At 68.6% G+C, this 16,473-nt stretch carries 13 protein-coding genes; 8 read left to right on the top strand and 5 right to left on the bottom strand.

The features are described 5' to 3' along the window. Positions 1–9: 9 nt before the first annotated feature. On the bottom strand, positions 10–549 hold the full coding sequence (gene yjgA / locus OD750_RS05050; RefSeq protein ID WP_263543178.1) for a ribosome biogenesis factor YjgA: 540 nt from the start codon (positions 547–549) through the stop codon (positions 10–12). A 37-nt stretch (positions 550–586) separates the two neighbouring features. Between yjgA and pmbA the strand changes: the two genes are divergently transcribed. After that, positions 587–1,939, top strand: coding sequence for a metalloprotease PmbA (gene pmbA, locus OD750_RS05055; RefSeq protein WP_263543179.1), 1,353 nt, complete (start codon positions 587–589; stop codon positions 1,937–1,939). 179 nt (positions 1,940–2,118) lie between these two features. After that, complete coding sequence (locus OD750_RS05060; RefSeq protein WP_263543180.1) at positions 2,119–2,607, top strand: transcriptional repressor; 489 nt, start codon at positions 2,119–2,121, stop codon at positions 2,605–2,607. Positions 2,608–2,661: 54 nt separating this feature from the next. Here the strand turns inward: OD750_RS05060 and OD750_RS05065 are convergent, their stop codons facing one another. Further along, positions 2,662–3,435, bottom strand: a complete 774-nt coding sequence (locus OD750_RS05065) for a hypothetical protein (RefSeq protein ID WP_263543181.1) — start codon at positions 3,433–3,435, stop codon at positions 2,662–2,664. Between the two features lie 113 nt (positions 3,436–3,548). On the opposite strand from OD750_RS05065, the gene OD750_RS05070 reads away from it, so the two are divergent. After that, positions 3,549–7,442, top strand: coding sequence for an EAL domain-containing protein (locus OD750_RS05070; RefSeq protein WP_263543182.1), 3,894 nt, complete (start codon positions 3,549–3,551; stop codon positions 7,440–7,442). 157 nt (positions 7,443–7,599) lie between these two features. Here the strand turns inward: OD750_RS05070 and OD750_RS05075 are convergent, their stop codons facing one another. Then, positions 7,600–9,615, bottom strand: coding sequence for a TonB-dependent receptor (locus OD750_RS05075; protein WP_263543183.1), 2,016 nt, complete (start codon positions 9,613–9,615; stop codon positions 7,600–7,602). Positions 9,616–9,735: 120 nt separating this feature from the next. Here OD750_RS05075 and OD750_RS05080 point away from each other — a divergent pair, with 120 nt between their 5' ends. From OD750_RS05080 to OD750_RS05095, 4 genes are all read left to right on the top strand, one after another. Then, positions 9,736–10,203 (top strand): MerC domain-containing protein, encoded by a 468-nt coding sequence (locus OD750_RS05080; protein ID WP_263543184.1) that lies wholly within the window; start codon positions 9,736–9,738, stop codon positions 10,201–10,203. 124 nt (positions 10,204–10,327) lie between these two features. Continuing rightward, complete coding sequence (locus OD750_RS05085) at positions 10,328–10,948, top strand: class I SAM-dependent methyltransferase (RefSeq protein ID WP_263543185.1); 621 nt, start codon at positions 10,328–10,330, stop codon at positions 10,946–10,948. A 58-nt stretch (positions 10,949–11,006) separates the two neighbouring features. After that, the gene (locus OD750_RS05090; protein WP_272841794.1) at positions 11,007–12,053 is read left to right on the top strand and encodes a cation diffusion facilitator family transporter; all 1,047 of its coding nucleotides are present in this window, start codon (positions 11,007–11,009) and stop codon (positions 12,051–12,053) included. 84 nt (positions 12,054–12,137) lie between these two features. Then, a complete protein-coding gene (locus OD750_RS05095; RefSeq protein ID WP_263543187.1) occupies positions 12,138–12,326 on the top strand; it encodes a 30S ribosomal protein THX in 189 nt (62 codons plus the stop codon). 79 nt (positions 12,327–12,405) lie between these two features. On the opposite strand, the gene hutI is transcribed toward OD750_RS05095, so the two are convergent. Beyond that, on the bottom strand, positions 12,406–13,635 hold the full coding sequence (gene hutI / locus OD750_RS05100) for an imidazolonepropionase (RefSeq protein ID WP_263543188.1): 1,230 nt from the start codon (positions 13,633–13,635) through the stop codon (positions 12,406–12,408). Between the two features lie 104 nt (positions 13,636–13,739). On the opposite strand from hutI, the gene OD750_RS05105 reads away from it, so the two are divergent. Beyond that, positions 13,740–15,107 (top strand): formimidoylglutamate deiminase, encoded by a 1,368-nt coding sequence (locus OD750_RS05105; protein ID WP_263543189.1) that lies wholly within the window; start codon positions 13,740–13,742, stop codon positions 15,105–15,107. Positions 15,108–15,110: 3 nt separating this feature from the next. On the opposite strand, the gene OD750_RS05110 is transcribed toward OD750_RS05105, so the two are convergent. Next, a complete protein-coding gene (locus OD750_RS05110) occupies positions 15,111–16,388 on the bottom strand; it encodes an alkaline phosphatase family protein (protein ID WP_263543190.1) in 1,278 nt (425 codons plus the stop codon). Between the last annotated feature and the right edge of the window lie 85 nt (positions 16,389–16,473).

Raw genomic sequence — 16,473 nt, forward strand, 5'->3', positions numbered from 1 at the left:
GCGGCTTGCTTATTCCTGCTCGTCGTTCACCGCGAACAGTTCGCGCAGCTCGCGAAACAGCTCGCGGAACGCGTGCGGCGGACGGTTCTCGTTGCGCTCGACGCGCGCCTGGCGCGCCAGCGTGCGCAGGTGCTGCCGGTCGGCGTGGGGAAACAGTTCCAGAAGTGCGGAAAGCGCATCGTCGCCCTGTTCGATCAGGCGTTCGCGCCAGTCTTCCAGGCGATGCAGTTCGGCGGTTTCGCGGCGCGACAGATCGCGGTCGTGATCGAGGGCGGCGCGCAGCGCTTCGAGTTCTTCGTCTTCGCGCCGGCGCATCTGCTTGGCGAGGAACTGGATCTCGCGCTTGCGCGCGATGTGCTGCGTGATGCGGCGCGTGTGCATGATCGCCGCGCGCAGATCGTCGTCGAGCGGCAGGTGCGCCAGCTGCGTCTCGGACAGATTGACCAGGCGCTCGGCGAGGTCGAACACGGCCAGCGCCTCGCGCCGGCGCTGGCTGCGGCTCGGCTCGTCGTGCGCGGCGTCGTCGGTGTCGAAATCCGGATCGCTCATGGATCGTCTCAGTGAATCAAGATTCGAAGGATAGGCTGTGAACCCGCAAATCGCCAATCAAGACGCGAGCCAGGTCGAACTCGACCGCCTCGCCGAACTCTCGCAGGACGTGATCCGCCGCTGCATCGCCGCGGGCGCGAGCGAAGCGGAAGTCGGTGCGAGCGTCGATAGCGGCCTCGCCGCCAGCGTGCGCCTCGGCGAGACCGAAACGATCGAACACACGCGCGACCGCTCGTTCGGCGTGACCGTGTATTTCGGCAAGCGCAAGGGCTCGGCGAGCACCGCCGACCTCAAGCCCGAGTCGATCGCGCAGACGATCGAGCAGGCGTGCGCGATCGCGCGCTACACCGAGGAAGACCCCGCCGCCGGCCTCGCCGACCGCGAGCGCATGGCGCGCGAGTTTCCCGACCTCGACCTGTGGCATCCGTGGGACGTGAGCGTCGAGCGCGCGCTGGAACTCGGCCTTGCGATCGAAGACGCCGGCCGCGCGGTGGCGGGCATCACCAATTCCGAAGGCGCGTCGGTCGAGGTCGGTTCGACGCTGTCGGTGTACGCCAATTCGCACGGCTTCGTCGGCCGCGAGCGCGGCACGCGCCACATGCTGTCGGTCGCGCTGCTCGCCGAAGACGACGCCGGCATGCAGCGCGACTATTGGTACGACGCGGTGCGCTCGGCAGCCGATTTCATGCCGGCCGCCGAACTCGGCCGCAAGGCCGCCGAACGCACGCTCGCGCGCCTGGGCGCGCAGCCGCTGACGACGCGGCAGTGCCCGGTGCTGTTCGCGCCCGAAGTCGCGCGCGGCCTGATCGGCCATCTCGTGTCGGCCGTCAGCGGCGGTGCGCTGTATCGCAAGGCCAGCTTTCTCGTCGACGCGAAAGGCAAGCGCGTGCTGCCCGAATTCGTCGACATCGTGGAAGATCCGTTCCTGCGCCGCGGCCACGGTTCGGCGTCGTTCGACGCCGAGGGCGTCGCGACGACGAAGAGCGCGCTGGTCGAAGGCGGCGTGCTGCAGCGCTACGTGCTGTCGAGCTATTCGGCGCGCAAGCTCGGCCTCGCCTCGACCGGCAACTGCGGCGGCATCCACAACCTCATCGTCAGCACCGGCGACGATGATTTTGCCGCAATGTTGAAAAAGCTCGGCACCGGCCTCCTCGTCACCGAAATGATGGGGCAGGGCGTCAACACCGTGACCGGCGACTACTCGCGCGGCGCCGCCGGCTTCTGGGTCGAGAACGGTGCGATCGTGCATCCGGTCGAGGAAATCACGATCGCGTCGAACCTCAAGGACATGTACGCGAACATCGTCGCGATCGGCAGCGACATCGATCCGCGCTCGCACATCAAGGTGGGTTCGATCCTGATCGAACGCATGACGGTCGCCGGAGCGTAGTGGCCTGCAACAGACAAATCGAAAGCAGCTCGCTCGTCCCGGCCGCGCAGAACTTGCTGCTCACTCGGCCGATAGCGGGTGCTATCGGCGTCGCTCCGCAGCGGCGTCCTGCACGATGCGTCCTTCGCGATCCCTCTTCCGATTCATCTGTTACAGGCCACTAGCGTATGATCCCGGCCATGACGGCGCACGCGCACCCCAAGCACAAACACGGCCCGCACCAGCATCGGCACGATGCGCGGGGCTTCGTGCGCGCCGTGGCCGAGGCGTGTGAAAGCCGCGGCCTGCGGCTGACGCCGCTGCGCCTGCGCGTGCTCGAGCTGATCGCCGACAACGGCAAGCCGGTCAAGGCGTACGATCTGCTCGACAAGCTCAAGGACGAACGCGCGGGCGCGGCGCCGCCGACGGTCTATCGCGCGCTCGACTTTCTGCTCGAAAATAGCTTTATCCACAAGCTCGAATCGATCAACGCGTACGTCTCGTGCCACCACCCCGAGGAATCGCACCAGGTGCCGTTTCTGATCTGTGACGAGTGCGCGAGCGCCGTGGAGATCTGCGACGAGGGCGTGGCCAGGCTCCTCGGCGAGCAGGCGCGCGAGCACGGGTTCAAGCCGCGCGCGCAGACGCTCGAAGTGCACGGCGTCTGCGCCGACTGCGCGAAGGCGTGACCTGAGAACACGCGATCCTGCGGCGGGTGCCGGTCGGCGCCCGCCGCGCCCGCGTTACGGCGTCACGCGGATACTGTGGATGAAACGCCGCATCCCGCTCGCCCCGAAGTGCCAGTTCAGGCAGGCCGGAATGCCGACCGGCGACGACTGGCGCAGTTCGATGCCGACGATGTCGTCGCGCGGTCCCGGCGGAAACACGAACGTCGTTTCTTCGCCGCCGCTGCACAACCCGGAACCGAGCGCGATTTCCGCGCCGGACGCGCGCAGGAGAAACGCATCGAACGCGTCGCCGGAGCGCAACAGCAGGAGCCGGCCGTAGGCCGCGCAGTTCTGCGCCGGCGTCAGCGTCAGCCGGAACTTGCCGGTGACGGGACCGCCGGGTTCGTCGAACATGTCGTAGAAGTTGAAGTCGTCGTACGGCGAGACGCGGCCCGGGCGCGGCAGTCCGTTGTCGTAGTACACCGTGTACGGCGTCGTGCGATTGATGACCGGCACGAAGCTCGCGCGCCGGTCGATGCCGTCCTCGAAGTCCGCGACGACGCCGTTCGCGACGACGTAGATCGTGCGCTTGTCGCCGATCGCGCGCGGAACGTCGCCGGCGACGGCGCCTGCATGCCGTTCTCGGTTGCGCACGTCGTCCTCGAACAGCGTGTGATCGTCCGGACCGCGCAGACCGGCCAGCGTCAGCGTGTGAGCGCCGGCGCTCAGCAGCAGCGCGTCGAACGTATGGGTGCGGAAGGTTTTGCGGCATCGCGTATAGGTATACAATGATCGTCGCGGTATCTGGTTCGTCGACGGCGACTGCGGCCGGTTGCGGGGCTGGCCCATCCGTTCCGGTGCACCGGTTCGCGTTCCGCATCCGATTCGGCGACAAGCCGGCGGAACGCCCGGCGCACTCCGGAGAGGGAGGGCGCGTGCAAGAACAGCGAACGACGGCCCCTGTGGCCGAACCCGAATACCGCGACCTGTTCGACGCGGCGCCGGGTCTGTACCTCGTGCTCGATCCCGAGCTGCGCATCGTTGCGGTCAATCGCGCCTACGCGCGCGCGACGAAGACGCGGCGCGAGGACATCGTCGGACGCGGCATCTTCGACGTGTTTCCGGACAATCCCGACGATCCAGGGGCCGAAGGCGTGCGCAACCTGCGCGCCTCGCTCGTGCGCGTGCTGCAGACGCGCCGGCCCGACGCCATGCCGGTGCAGAAGTACGACATCCGCAAGCCGCCGGAAGAGGGTGGCGGCTTCGAATCGCGCTACTGGAGCCCGCTCAACACGCCCGTGCTCGCCGACGACGGACGGCTCGACTACATCATCCATCGCGTCGAGGACGTGACCGAGTTCGTGCAGCTCAAGCAGCAGGGGATCGAGGAAACGCGCATCAACGACGCGCTGCGGCAGCAGGCGTTGCGGATGGAAACCGAAGTGTTCGCGCGAGCGAACGAAGTTGCCGAGACGAGCGCGCAGCTCAAGCGCGCGAACGACGAACTCGACCGGCTGTACCGCAGGACGCGCGAGCTCGACGAGCTCAAGACGCGCTTCTTCGCCAACGTGAGCCACGAGCTGCGCACGCCGCTGACGCTGATCCTCGGACCGATGACGCAGCTCTTCGCGTCGCCGCGGCTCGACGACGCGGCGCGGCGCCAGCTGCAGGTGATGCAGCGCAACGCGCGCCTCCTGCATCGCCAGGTCGACAATCTGCTCGACGTCGCCAAGCTCGACGCCGGGCACATGTCGCTGCGATACGTGCGGGTCGACTTCGCGCGGCTCGTGCGCCTGCTCGCCTCGCACTTCGACACCGTCTCGGCGGATCGGCGCGTCCGCTATCGGATCGACGCGCCCGCCGCGCTCGTCGCCGAAGTCGACGCCGAGAAGTGCGAGCGCGTCATGCTCAACCTGCTGTCGAACGCGTTCAAGTTCGTGCCGGACGGCGGCGACGTCGTGGTGACGCTGCGGCACGAAGACGCCGAGGCGGACTCGGCGGGGCACGTCGTGCTGACGGTCTCGGACAGCGGGCCGGGCGTGCCGCTCGCGCTGCGCGAAACGGTCTTCGAGCGCTTCCGGCAAGTCGAAGACGGCGCCGAACGACGCAGCGGCGGCACCGGGCTCGGTCTTGCGATCGTCAGGGAGTTCGTGCAGTTGCAGCACGGCGACGTGACCCTGTCGCAGGCGCACGAAGGCGGGGCGCTGTTCACGGTACGGCTGCCGCTGCAGGCGCCGCCCGATATCGACGTGGCGCCGGCGGCACCGGACGCTGTCGCAAGCGCGATGCGGCACCTGCCGCGGGACGTCATCGGGCAAGACGACGTGCCCGTTGCGGAAATACCCGCGAGCGCTCCGGCCGACGCGCCGCTCGTACTCGTCGTCGAAGACAATCGCGACATGAGCGCGTTCATCGTCTCGTCCCTGGCGGAACGCTATCGCGTCGCGACCGCTTTCGACGGCATCGCGGCGTTGCAGGCGGCCATCGCGCTGCGTCCGGCGCTGATCCTGTCGGACGTGATGATGCCGGGCATGAGCGGCGACCGGTTCGTCGCGGCCGTGCGGCAGCGGCCCGAACTCGACGACACGCCGATCGTCATGCTGACGGCGAAGGCCGACGACGAACTGCGCGCGCAGCTGTTGCGGCACAGCGTGCAGGACTACGTGCAGAAGCCTTTTTCCGTCGACGAACTGCTCGCGCGCATCGCCGGGCTGCTCAAGGAGCGTCGTCGCGTCGGGCGGCGCCTGTACAGCGTCGAGGAGCGCTTCCGCGCGACGTTCGAGCAGGCGGCCGTCGGCATCGCGCACGTCGCGCCGGACGGTCGCTGGCTGTGCGTGAACCGCAAGCTGTGCGACATCGTCGGCTACCCGCACGACGAACTGCTGAAGCTTTCCCTGCGGGACATCACGCATCCCGACGACCTCGCGACCGATGCGCAGCACGCGAGCCGCATGCTGGATGGAGAAATACAGAGCTACACACTGGAAAAGCGATACGTCCGGAAGGACCGCAGCCTCGTCTGGATCCAGCTGACCGTCTCGCTCGTGCGCGACGAGGACGGCAGGCCCGACTATTTCATTGCCGTGATCGAAGACATCGACGCGCGCAAGACCGCCGAGCAGGCGTTGCGTCAGGCCGCAACGGTGTTCGAGAGCGCGAGCGAGGGCGTGATCATCTGCGACACCGACGGCAACATGCTGGCCGTGAATCGCGCGTTCACGCAGATCACCGGCTACGCCGAAGCCGAAGCGCTCGGCCGCAATCCGCGCATGCTGCGCTCCGACCGGCACGGACGCGAATTCTTCCAGAGCCTGTGGGCGAGCCTGACCGTCGGCGGGCAGTGGCTCGGCGAGGTGTGGAACCGGCGCAAGAACGGCGAGATCCATCCGTGCTGGGTGACGATCTCGTGCGTGTTCGACGAACGCCGGCAGCCGACGCACTACGTCGCCTTGCTGACCGACCTCAGTCAGGTGCGCCGCAGCGAGGAGCAGCTCGCCCGCCTCGCGCACTACGATCCGCTGACCGAACTGCCGAACCGCCTGCTGCTGCAGTCGCGGCTGGAGCACGCGCTCGACAAGGCTCGCGGCAGCGAGCGCCGCGTCGCCGTGTTGTTCGTCAATCTCGACCGCTTCCGGACGGTCAACGGCAGCCTCGGCCATACGGTCGGCGACGACCTGCTGGTCGACGTCGCGCGCCGTCTGCGCACGTGCCTGCGCGGCGAGGACACGCTCGGCCGCTTCGGCAGCGACGAGTTCCTGCTCGTTCTCGAATCGCCCGGCCTCGACACCGTCGCCGAAACCGCGCAACGGGTGCTGACCGAACTTGCGATTCCGTTTCGCATCGCCAGCGGCGCGGAACTGTTTCTCGGCGCGAGCATCGGCATTGCGACGTTCCCGGAGGACGGCGATACCGCGGCCGAACTTCTGCGCGACGCCGATACCGCGCTGCGCCAGGCCAAGAACCAGGGCCGCAACCGATTCTGCTTCTATACCGCGTCGATGAACGTCGAGGCGCTCGCCCGGCTGGAAATGGACGGCGCGCTGCGACGCGCGGTCGAACGCGGCGAGTTCGTCCTGCACTACCAGCCGAAGATCGACCTGCGCACCGGCGAGGTATGCGGCGCCGAGGCGCTGATCCGCTGGCGGCGCGAGGCCGGCCGTCTGGAATTGCCGGACCGTTTCATTCCGCTGGCCGAATCCACCGGGCTGATCGTGCCGATCGGCGCGTGGGTCGTCGACGAAGTGTGCCGCCAGTTGCGCGCGTGGAGCGACGAGGAGGAGTGGCCGGCCTGTCGTATCGCCTTGAACGTGTCGGCGCGGCAGTTTCACGCGAGCGACCTCGCGGCCGTCGTCGAGCAGGCGCTCGCGCGACACCGGATACCGGCCGACCGGGTCGAACTCGAGCTGACCGAGAGCATGCTGATGGACGATCTGGAGCGCACGACGCGCGTCCTGCAGGCACTCAAATCGCTCGGCGTGCAGTTGTCGCTCGACGACTTCGGAACGGGCTATTCGAGCTTCGGATACCTCGGCCGGTTTCCGATCGACGCGCTGAAGATCGACCAGTCGTTCGTGCGCAACATCGACACGGAACGCGAATCGGCGCTGATCGCGGTCTCGATCATCGAACTTGCGCATCGCATGGGGCTCAAGGTCGTCGCGGAAGGCATCGAAACGCAGGCCGAGCTTGCATACCTGCGCGCGCAGGGGTGCGACGTGATGCAGGGCTACCGCTTCTCGCGGCCTTTGCCCGCGCGCGAATTCGCGCAGCTGATGCGCCTCGGCACGCGTCTGCACGACGGGCATGCGGGCGACACGCGGCCCGACGGCGACGACACGCAGTTGCGGCTCGAGTAGATATCAAAGAGAAAGGGCTCCGCCGGCGGATGCCAGGGAGCCCTTTCGATCCGGCACGCCACTCGGAGGGGTGTGGAGCCCGGAATTCCTGCGTCGAGCGGAAGGCGGCGCGCGCCGTCGGTACGCGCGCCGCCTTCGTCCCGCTATCGACCTTGCCTCAGAAGAACGCGCGCACGCCGAAAGCCACCGCGCGGCCGGGCAGCGGCGCCTTGTCCTTGATGTACGAGGTCGCGAGGCGCGCCGTCTGGTTCGTCAGGTTCGTGCCGTCGGCGAACAGCTCCCAGCTCGTCGTGTCGGTCGTATCGAACGTGTAGCTCACGTGCGCGTTGACGAGCGTGAAGCCGTCGGTCGGCGTTTCGAACTGCGCGGTCTTGTCCTGCTTCATGTAGCGCGCGGCGCCGACGCTCGCGCGCCATGCGTCGGCCGACCATTTGAGATCGACGCCGACGCGTCCCGGCGCGATGCGCGGCAGGTTGCCGCCGTCGTCGAGCTTCGCGCGCACCGTATCGCCCCACAGGCGCAGGTCGTAGTGGCCCGTCGCGCCTTCCGACAGCTTGAACAGCGCTTCGCCTTCGTAGCCGCGGAACTTCGCGTCGCCCTGCGACCACTGGCGCACCGGCAGGTCGTCTTCGACTTCGCCGGTGTCGACGAGATAAATGTAATCTTTGAACTTGTTCTGGTACGCGGAAAGCTTCGCTTCGAGCCAGTCGCTGTGATAGTGCAGGCCGATTTCGAGCTGGTTCGACGTTTCCTTCGTCGCGTCCGGCAGGCCGATCTCGAACGATTCGGTCGCCACGTGCGGGCCGTTCGCGAACAGTTCTTCTTCGGCCGGCGCGCGCTGCGCGCGGTCGGCGTTCAAGTTCAGGTGCCAGTCGTCGGCGAGCTTGAACGCAAGGCCGATCGACGCGCTGAACGGCGAGAAGCTGCGCTTGACGCCGTCGACCGGGTCGCTCGACTGCTTGTCGGCGCGTGCGCCGAGATCGAGCTTGAAGCGATCCCATTCGCGCTGCTCCATCGCGAACACGCCGTAGCCGCGCGTGAGCGTTTGCGGCACGAACGCTTCTTCGCCGATCGCCTGGAAGTCGCGCCGCAGGAACTGCATGCCGAACGCGCCGCGCCAGCCGGCGAGTTCGCTCTGCACGAGTTCCACTCTTCCCTCGTTGGATTTGGAGAGAAATACCGTACCGATTTCGTCGCCCTCGAATTCGGTGTGGCTGTAGTCGGTGTGGCTGAAATTGAAGCGGATCGCGTCGACGCCGTTGAACGGGTTGTTGAGGCCGCCCTTGACGTCGTAGCGCGTCTGCGCGAGCTGCAGCGTGACCGGGCCTTCGCCCTCCGCCGGATCGCCCGGTTCGGCCGGGTTGCCGTAGTGATCGAGAAAGCGCGAGACGGCAAGCCCGATGAAGCCGGCGTCGCCGATCCACGAGCCGCCGAACGAACCCGATTTCGTGGTCAGGAAACTGTTCTTGATCTTGCCGTCCGGACCGTCGTAGTCGTCGGTGTCGCGATACGTGCCGTCGGCGTGCAGCGCGAAGCTGCCGGCACCGATGTCGACGCGCGCCATGCCGGTGCGCTCGTTCGCGCCGTCGTTGCCGCGCAGCTCGGCGCGGCCCGAGAACGCCCGGTCGGGCAGCTTGTCCGGAATGCGGCCGTCGACGACGTTGACCACGCCGCCGATCGCGCCCGAGCCGAACAGCAGCGTCGCCGGTCCCTTGAGCACTTCGATCTGGTCGGCGAGAAACGGTTCGATCGCGACCGCGTGATCCTGGCTTACCGTCGACACGTCGCCCGAACTCGCGCCGTTCGACAGCACGCCGACGCGCGCGCCGTCGAGGCCGCGAATCACCGGGCGGCCGACGCCGGGTCCGAAATACGTGGTCTGCACGCCGGGCTGCTTGGCGACCGTTTCGCCGATCGTGCCGGCCTTCGCGTCGTCGAGCGCCGCGCCCGTGAGCACGGTGACCGGCGCGATCACTTCGTCGGCGGTCTGCTTGATCGGCAGCGCGGTGACCTCAACTTCGTCGAGCTTGTGCGCTTCCTGCGGCGAGTTGCGCGTGCCGCCGTCTTCGGCGGGCCCGGCGGCGTCGGCCGGCGCGGCGTCGGCCCGGGCTTCGCCGGCCGCAACCGCGCCGAGCAGGGTGCCGACGGCCAGCGCAAGCAGTGTCTTGTTCATGAAAACTCCGAGTTACGGGAACGGATACGGGTTAGCGATAGCTATGTTATACTGTATCAAATCGCATGCGCGACAGTCTGTCGGAAGTCATGCTCCATCCCGCCGCCGATACGAACGGTCATGTCATCTGAAGCCGCCTGCGTGAATTCGAACGACTCCCTGCCGACCTCGACCGGGGCCGGTGCGACCCCGCCCCGCCGTTTCGCGGCGCTCGCCGATCGTTTCGGCGCGACCGCCTCGTTCCTGTGCGCCGTGCATTGCGCGCTGCTGCCGTTCGTGATCGCGATCCTGCCGGCGCTGGGCCTCGGCTTTCTCGCCGACCATGCGATCGAGCGCGGTTTCGTCGTGTTCGCGTGCACGCTCGCGACGACGATGCTCGTGCTCGGCTTTCGCCGCCACGGCAGCGGCAAGGCGCTGGCGCTGCTGTTTCCCGGCGTCGCGTTGCTGCTTGCCGGCGTGCTCGTCGATTTCGAGCGCGCGACCACGCTGCATGCCGCGCTGGTCACCTGCGGCGGCACGCTCGTCGCGCTCGCGCATATCGTCAATCTGCGCCTGTCGCATCGCCACGACGAAAACTGCCGGCACTGACGGCTCCGCAATAAATGTAAACATCGCGCGGTACGGCTCCGTAGCGCGCTTGGCAAACCCTGCCGGGCTGCCGATACTGCCGGCGGACCGTGCTTGCCGGTCGGCGCCGACAGGGATTTGCCGGATGAGCCAGATCTCGCAGCAGAACCTGATTCGCACGTATCGCTGCTATGCGCCGCTCTACGATTTCGTGTTCGGCGCCATCCTGGAGCCGGGCCGCCGGCGCCTGGCCGAGGCCGTCAATGCGCAGCGGCCGCGACGCCTGCTCGAAGTCGGCGTCGGCACCGGACTGACGCTGTCGCGCTACGCGCGCGAAATCTCGGTGGTCGGCATCGACGTTTCCGACGACATGCTGCGGCGCGCGCACGCGCGCGTCGCGGCGCTCGACGGCGCGCAGATCGCGCTGCAGCGCATGGACGGCGAACGCATGGCGTTCGCCGACGGCGCGTTCGACTGCGTCGCGGTGCCGTACACGTATTCGGTCACGCCCAATCCCGCGGCGCTCGTCGGCGAGCTGCGCCGCGTCTGCGCGAAAGGCGGCACGATCATCCTGCTCAACCACTTCGGCGGCAGCCGCTACTGGTCGTTCATGGACAGGGCGTTTCGCGCGTTCGCCGACCGGATCGGCTTTCGTTCCGATTTTTCGTACGAGGCGCAGGTGCTCGCGCACGACTGGCGCGTGCGCTCGGTCGCCGACGTGAATTTTCTCGGGCTCTCCAAGCTCGTCGTCATCGAGAATCGGTAACCCGAGGCAACGCCCCAGTGATTGTGTAACCGCGCCATCGCTGCCTAGCATGCGCGGCATGAGTCATTCGCACAGCCACGACCACGCGCACGGTCACCGTCACGATCACGGCGGTCACGATCACGACCGCGGCGATGCGCACGGCCACAGCCACCCCGAACTCGACGACGAGGCGCGCGCGCATACCGGCGGCTACGCCGACGATCCCGGACGCACGCGCAAGCTGCTGCTCGCGTTCGTACTGACCACCGTCACGCTCGTCGCCGAAGCGGTGGGCGGCTGGATTTCCGGTTCGCTCGCCCTGCTCGCCGACGCGGGGCACATGCTCGTCGACGCGCTCGCGCTGCTGTTCGCGTGGCTCGGCGCGCACTACGCGCGGCTGCCGGCCGACGCCAGGCGCAGCTTCGGCTACGCGCGGCTCGAAGTGCTGGTCGGCTACACCAATGCGCTGACGCAGTTCATCCTCGTCGCGTGGATCGTGTACGAGGCGATCGGGCGCATCTTCTCGCCGCAGCCGATCCTGTCGGGCACGATGCTGCTCGTCGCGATCGGCGGCCTCGTGGTGAACCTCCTCGTGCTGCGCACGCTCGGCGGGCACGATCACGACGATCTCAACACCGCCGGCGCGCGCCTGCACGTGATCGGCGATCTGCTCGGCTCGCTCGGCGCGGTCGGCGCGGCGCTCGTCGTGCGCTATTTCGGCTGGCTCTGGGCCGATCCGGCGATTTCGGTCTTCGTGTCGCTGCTGATTCTCTTCAGCGCGTGGCGCCTGTTGAAGCGTTCGGCGCACATCCTGCTCGAAGGCGTGCCCGAAGGCGTGGAAGTCGATGCGATCGTCGGCACGCTCGAACGCGACGCGCCGGACGTGCGCGACGTGCATCACGTGCACGTGTGGCAGCTCGCCGGCGGCGTGCGGGTCGCGACGCTGCACGCACGCCTGGCCGGCGGTGTCGAACCGGATGCGGCGATTCTCGCCGTCGGGCGCGTGCTGCGCGAGCGCTTCGGCATCGAGCACGTCACCGTGCAGCTCGACGGCGTCAGCTGCAACGAGCCGCGCTGCGCGCCGCCGAAGGGCGACGCCCACGGGCACGGCCACGCGCATTGAGGGCTCGCGGGCCGTCCGTTTTGCGCTGCGGCCGGGCGCTGGTAAGCTACGCAGCCAACACGTTTTTTTCGGAGTGATACTCGAATGGGCAAGGGCGACAAGAAGACGCGCAAGGGCAAGACCTACGCCGGCAGCTACGGCAACGTGCGTCCGCACCGCATCAAGGCGGAAGCCGCGACCAAGGCCGTGACAGCCAAGCCGGCCGCCGCCAAGAAGGCGCCGGCCGCCGCGCCGGCCGCCAAGAAGGCCGCCGCGAAGAAGCCGGCCGCCTGATCCGCTGACGCCATCGTCGCGACGAACCCCCGCCACGCGGGGGTTTTTTTATGGCCCGGCGCCGGACCAGGGCCGTTCGTCAGCCCGCAACCTTTTCGCCGCCGGCGTAGACCGACCGCGCGAACGTGCCGCCGAGCCAGTAGCAAAGCTCGGCCGGATGCGCGATGTCCCACACCACGAGATCGGCGCGCAGCCCCGGCGCGAGCCGGCCGCGATCGTCGAGGCCGAGCGCGCGCGCGCCGTTGACGGTCGCACCGCGCAGCGCCTCTTCGGGCGTCAGCCGGAACAGCGTGCACGCGAGGCTCATCGTCAGGCGCATCGACACGAGCGGCGACGTGCCGGGATTGAGGTCGGTCGCGATCGCGATCGGCACGCGGTGTTCGCGCAGCAGCGCGATCGGCGGCAGCTTCGTCTCGCGCAGCACGTGGAACGCGCCGGGCAGCAGCACGGCGACCGTGCCGGCCTGCGCCATCGCGCGCACGCCCGGCGTCGTCGTGTGCTCGATGTGGTCGGCCGACAGCGCGCCGAAGCTCGCCGCGAGCGCGGCGCCGTCGAGGTCGCTCAGCTGGTCGGCGTGCAGCTTCACGGGCAGGCCCAGGCCGCGCGCGGTTTCGAATACGCGCCGCGTTTCGCTCGGCGTGAACGCGATCTTTTCGCAGAACGCGTCGACCGCGTCGGCGAGACCGGCATGCGCGATCGCCGGCAGCATGTGGATGCACACTTCGTCGACGTAGGCCGACTGGCGCCCGGCGAATTCCGCCGGCACCGCGTGCGCGCCGAGAAACGTGGTGCGCACGGTGATGCCGAGGTCGCGGCCGATGCGCCGCGCCACGTCGAGCATCTTCGTTTCGTTGGGCAGATCCAGGCCGTAGCCCGACTTGATCTCGATCGTGGTGACGCCGTCGGCGACCAGCGCGCGCGCGCGCGGCACCGACTGCGCGTACAGCGCCTCGGCGCTCGCCGCCCGCGTGCGCGTGACGGTCGAATTGATGCCGCCGCCGGCGCGCGCGATTTCTTCGTAGCCGACGCCGTTCAGGCGCTGCTCGAACTCCTCGGCGCGGTCGCCGCCGAACACGAGATGCGTGTGGCAGTCGACGAGACCCGGCGTGATCCAGGCGTTGCCGGCCGAAACGACGTCGCGCGCGAGCGATTCCGGCGGACCCGGCAATTCGTGCGCGGCACCGGCGAACGTGATGAGTCCGTCCTTCCAGCCGATCGCCGCGCGCTCGATCGCGCCGTAGGCGTTGCCGTTGTCGGTCAGCGTCGCCAGGCGGCAGTCGACGATGAGGGTGTCCCAGAGCGTATCCATGCGCCGATGGTAGCAGCGCCGGCGTGCCGTTCGCGCGACGCGGGACTTGGCGCGGCGAGCGCAAAGCCGCACCATGCGCGCCTCGCGCGAGCAAGGAGAACACGATGACCCGCTACTTCGCCGACCAGGCATGGCTGCCGCAGGGCTGGGAGGCCGGCGTCGCGCTCGACGTGCGCGACGGCCGCTACGCGCAGATCGACATCGACGCCGACGCGGGCGGCGGCGAGCGCCTCGGCCGCTACGTCGTGCCGGGCATGCCGAACCTGCACTCGCACGCGTTCCAGCGCGCGATGGCGGGCCTCGCCGAACGTCAGACGAATCCCGAAGACAGCTTCTGGACGTGGCGCGAAACGATGTATGCGTTCGCCGGCCGCGTCGGCCCCGACGAACTGCAGGCGATCGCCGCGCAGCTCTATGCCGAAATGCTCGAGTCGGGCTATACGCAAGTGTGCGAATTCCACTATTTGCACCACCGCCCCGACGCGCAGCCCTACGCCGACCCCGCCGCGATGTCGCTCGCGCTCGTCGAGGCCGCGCGCGAAACCGGCATCGGCCTGACGCTGCTGCCGACGCTCTACCAGACCGGCGGCTTCGACGGCCGGCCGCTCGGCGAGCGCCAGCGCCGCTTCGGACACGCGACCGACGCATACCTGCGACTGGTCGAACGCCTGCGCGGCCTGGAACATTCGACGCTGCGTGTCGGCGTCGCGCTGCATTCGCTGCGCGCGGTGCCGCCCGATGCGTTGAACGCGGTGCTCGCGAGCGGTCTCGTCGACGACGCGCCGATCCACATCCACATCGCCGAGCAGATCGGCGAGGTGCAGGACTGCCTCGCGCTGCGCAACGCGCGGCCGGTCGAGTGGCTGCTCGATCACGCGCCGGTCGATCCGCGCTGGACGCTCGTGCACGCCACGCATCTGACCGACGACGAAACGCGGCGCCTCGCCGCGACCGGCGCGGTCGCCGGCCTGTGTCCGACGACCGAGGCGAATCTCGGCGACGGCCTGTTTCCGCTCAAGGCGTATCTCGATGCCGGCGGCGTGTTCGGCATCGGTTCGGACAGTCACATCTCGGTGTCGCCGATCGAGGAACTGCGCTGGCTCGAATACGGCCAGCGCCTCGCCACGCGTCACCGCAACATCGCCGTGTCGAGCTCGAGTTCGAGCGTCGGCGAAACGCTGTGGGGCGACGCGCTCTACGGCGGCGCGCTGTCGGCCGGGCAGGCGATCGGCGCGATCGCAGGTTCCGATGAAGCCGCGCGCGCCGATCTCGTCGTGCTCGACGACGCCGCGCCGCAGTTCGCCGGCCGCACGAGCGAGCACCTGATCGACACGCTGATCTTCTCGGGCAACCGCAACCTCGTGCGCGACGTCATGGTGAACGGGCAGTGGCGCGTGAAGGACGGCCGCCACGTCGAGCGCGAACGCATCGCGCAACGGTATCGCGAGGTCGTGGAAAAACTCGCGGGCTGAACGCTACGGCGTCGCGAGCATCGCGCGCATCGTCGCCGGATCGCCGTCGTTCGCGCCCGGCCGGATGCCGAGCAGGTGTGCGAGCAATGGGTAAACGTCCACATTGTCGAACGGCGGTACGACGGCGCCGTGCCTGAACGCGGGGCCGTGCGCGACGAACAGCGCGGCCATCCGCGGATCGGCGTTGTCGTAGCCGTGCTCGCCGGCGGGCACGCGGTCGTTGCGGTTCGCCAGGTACTCGCGCGTCGTCAGGATCCAGCCCGGATCGGCGAGGCAGACGATCGCCGGCACGCGCGCGTGCGAGCCGTAGCGGAACCGTGCCGGCACGTCCTTCTTGCGCCAGCACTGCATATGCGGTCGCGGTGCCAGCAGCGTCGCGTCGGCGTAGCGCGACTGTCCCTGCTGTGGTTCGAAGCCGGCCGCGACGCCGAGATTGACCGCGCGGATGCGGTCGAGATCGACGAAATCCTCGACGAAGATCAGGCGGTCGCGCGAGGTCTCGATCATGCCGTGATCGGAAACGATCACGAGGTTCGTCGACGCGTCGAGCCGCTTTTGCGCGAGCCCGTCGACGAGGCGGCCGAGCGCCGCGTCGATCGCCGCGAGCGCGGCGGCGAGCTCGTCCGAATCGGGGCCGTAATCGTGGCCGGCCTTGTCGACCTGCTCGAAATACAGCGTGACGAAGCGCGGTCGCTCCGCGGCCGGCAGCGCGAGCCAGCCGAGCACGGCGTCGACGCGATCGGTCGGCGACACGTTCTTGTCGAACGCGCGCCACTGCCACGGGCGCGTGTCGCGGATGACGACGTCCGAGCCGGGCCAGAACATCGTCGCGGTGCGCACGCCCTGTCGCTGCGCGCCGACCCAGATCGGCTCGCCGCCGTTCCACCAGCGCGGGTCGCCGACGGTTTCGGGCTTGTTGTAGACGAAGCGGCCGGGTAGCTGCGGGTCTTCGACGACATTGTGGACTATGCCGTGATGGTCGGGCGTCAGGCCCGTCACGAGCGTGTAGTGATTCGGAAACGTCAGCGACGGAAACGACGGCCGCATCGCCTGCGCCCGCACGCCGGACGCCGCGAGCGCGGACAGGCGCGGGGTCAGGCCGCGATCGAGGTAGTCGGTGCGAAAGCCGTCGATCGACACGAGGATCAGCGTGTCGCGTTCGGCCGGCGCTTGCTGCGCGGTGCGGGCCGGAGCGCCGCCGCAGGCGGCGAGGGCGAGAGCGACGAAGGCGACGAGCGCCGCGCGCGCAACGGTGCGCGCGAAGAAGGAAAGGCCGGTCATCGGCCAAGTATGCCAGCGTTGCGTGACGGCGTTCCAACGCGCTAGCACAGTGAATCCGCGCCGCGCGACGAGCGCCTATAATCGC

Source organism: Tahibacter soli, from assembly GCF_025717065.2.
GTDB lineage: Bacteria > Pseudomonadota > Gammaproteobacteria > Xanthomonadales > Rhodanobacteraceae > Tahibacter > Tahibacter soli.

Bases quoted from the DNA above. Each gene is read 5' to 3' on its own strand.
- yjgA (WP_263543178.1), bottom strand. From the start codon at position 549: ATGAGCGATCCGGATTTCGACACCGACGACGCCGCGCACGACGAGCCG.
- OD750_RS05060 (WP_263543180.1), top strand. From the start codon at position 2,119: ATGACGGCGCACGCGCACCCCAAGCACAAACACGGCCCGCACCAGCAT.
- OD750_RS05065 (WP_263543181.1), bottom strand. From the start codon at position 3,435: ATGGGCCAGCCCCGCAACCGGCCGCAGTCGCCGTCGACGAACCAGATA.
- OD750_RS05075 (WP_263543183.1), bottom strand. From the start codon at position 9,615: ATGAACAAGACACTGCTTGCGCTGGCCGTCGGCACCCTGCTCGGCGCG.
- OD750_RS05080 (WP_263543184.1), top strand. From the start codon at position 9,736: ATGTCATCTGAAGCCGCCTGCGTGAATTCGAACGACTCCCTGCCGACC.
- OD750_RS05085 (WP_263543185.1), top strand. From the start codon at position 10,328: ATGAGCCAGATCTCGCAGCAGAACCTGATTCGCACGTATCGCTGCTAT.
- OD750_RS05090 (WP_272841794.1), top strand. From the start codon at position 11,007: ATGAGTCATTCGCACAGCCACGACCACGCGCACGGTCACCGTCACGAT.
- OD750_RS05095 (WP_263543187.1), top strand. From the start codon at position 12,138: ATGGGCAAGGGCGACAAGAAGACGCGCAAGGGCAAGACCTACGCCGGC.
- hutI (WP_263543188.1), bottom strand. From the start codon at position 13,635: ATGGATACGCTCTGGGACACCCTCATCGTCGACTGCCGCCTGGCGACG.
- OD750_RS05105 (WP_263543189.1), top strand. From the start codon at position 13,740: ATGACCCGCTACTTCGCCGACCAGGCATGGCTGCCGCAGGGCTGGGAG.
- OD750_RS05110 (WP_263543190.1), bottom strand. From the start codon at position 16,388: ATGACCGGCCTTTCCTTCTTCGCGCGCACCGTTGCGCGCGCGGCGCTC.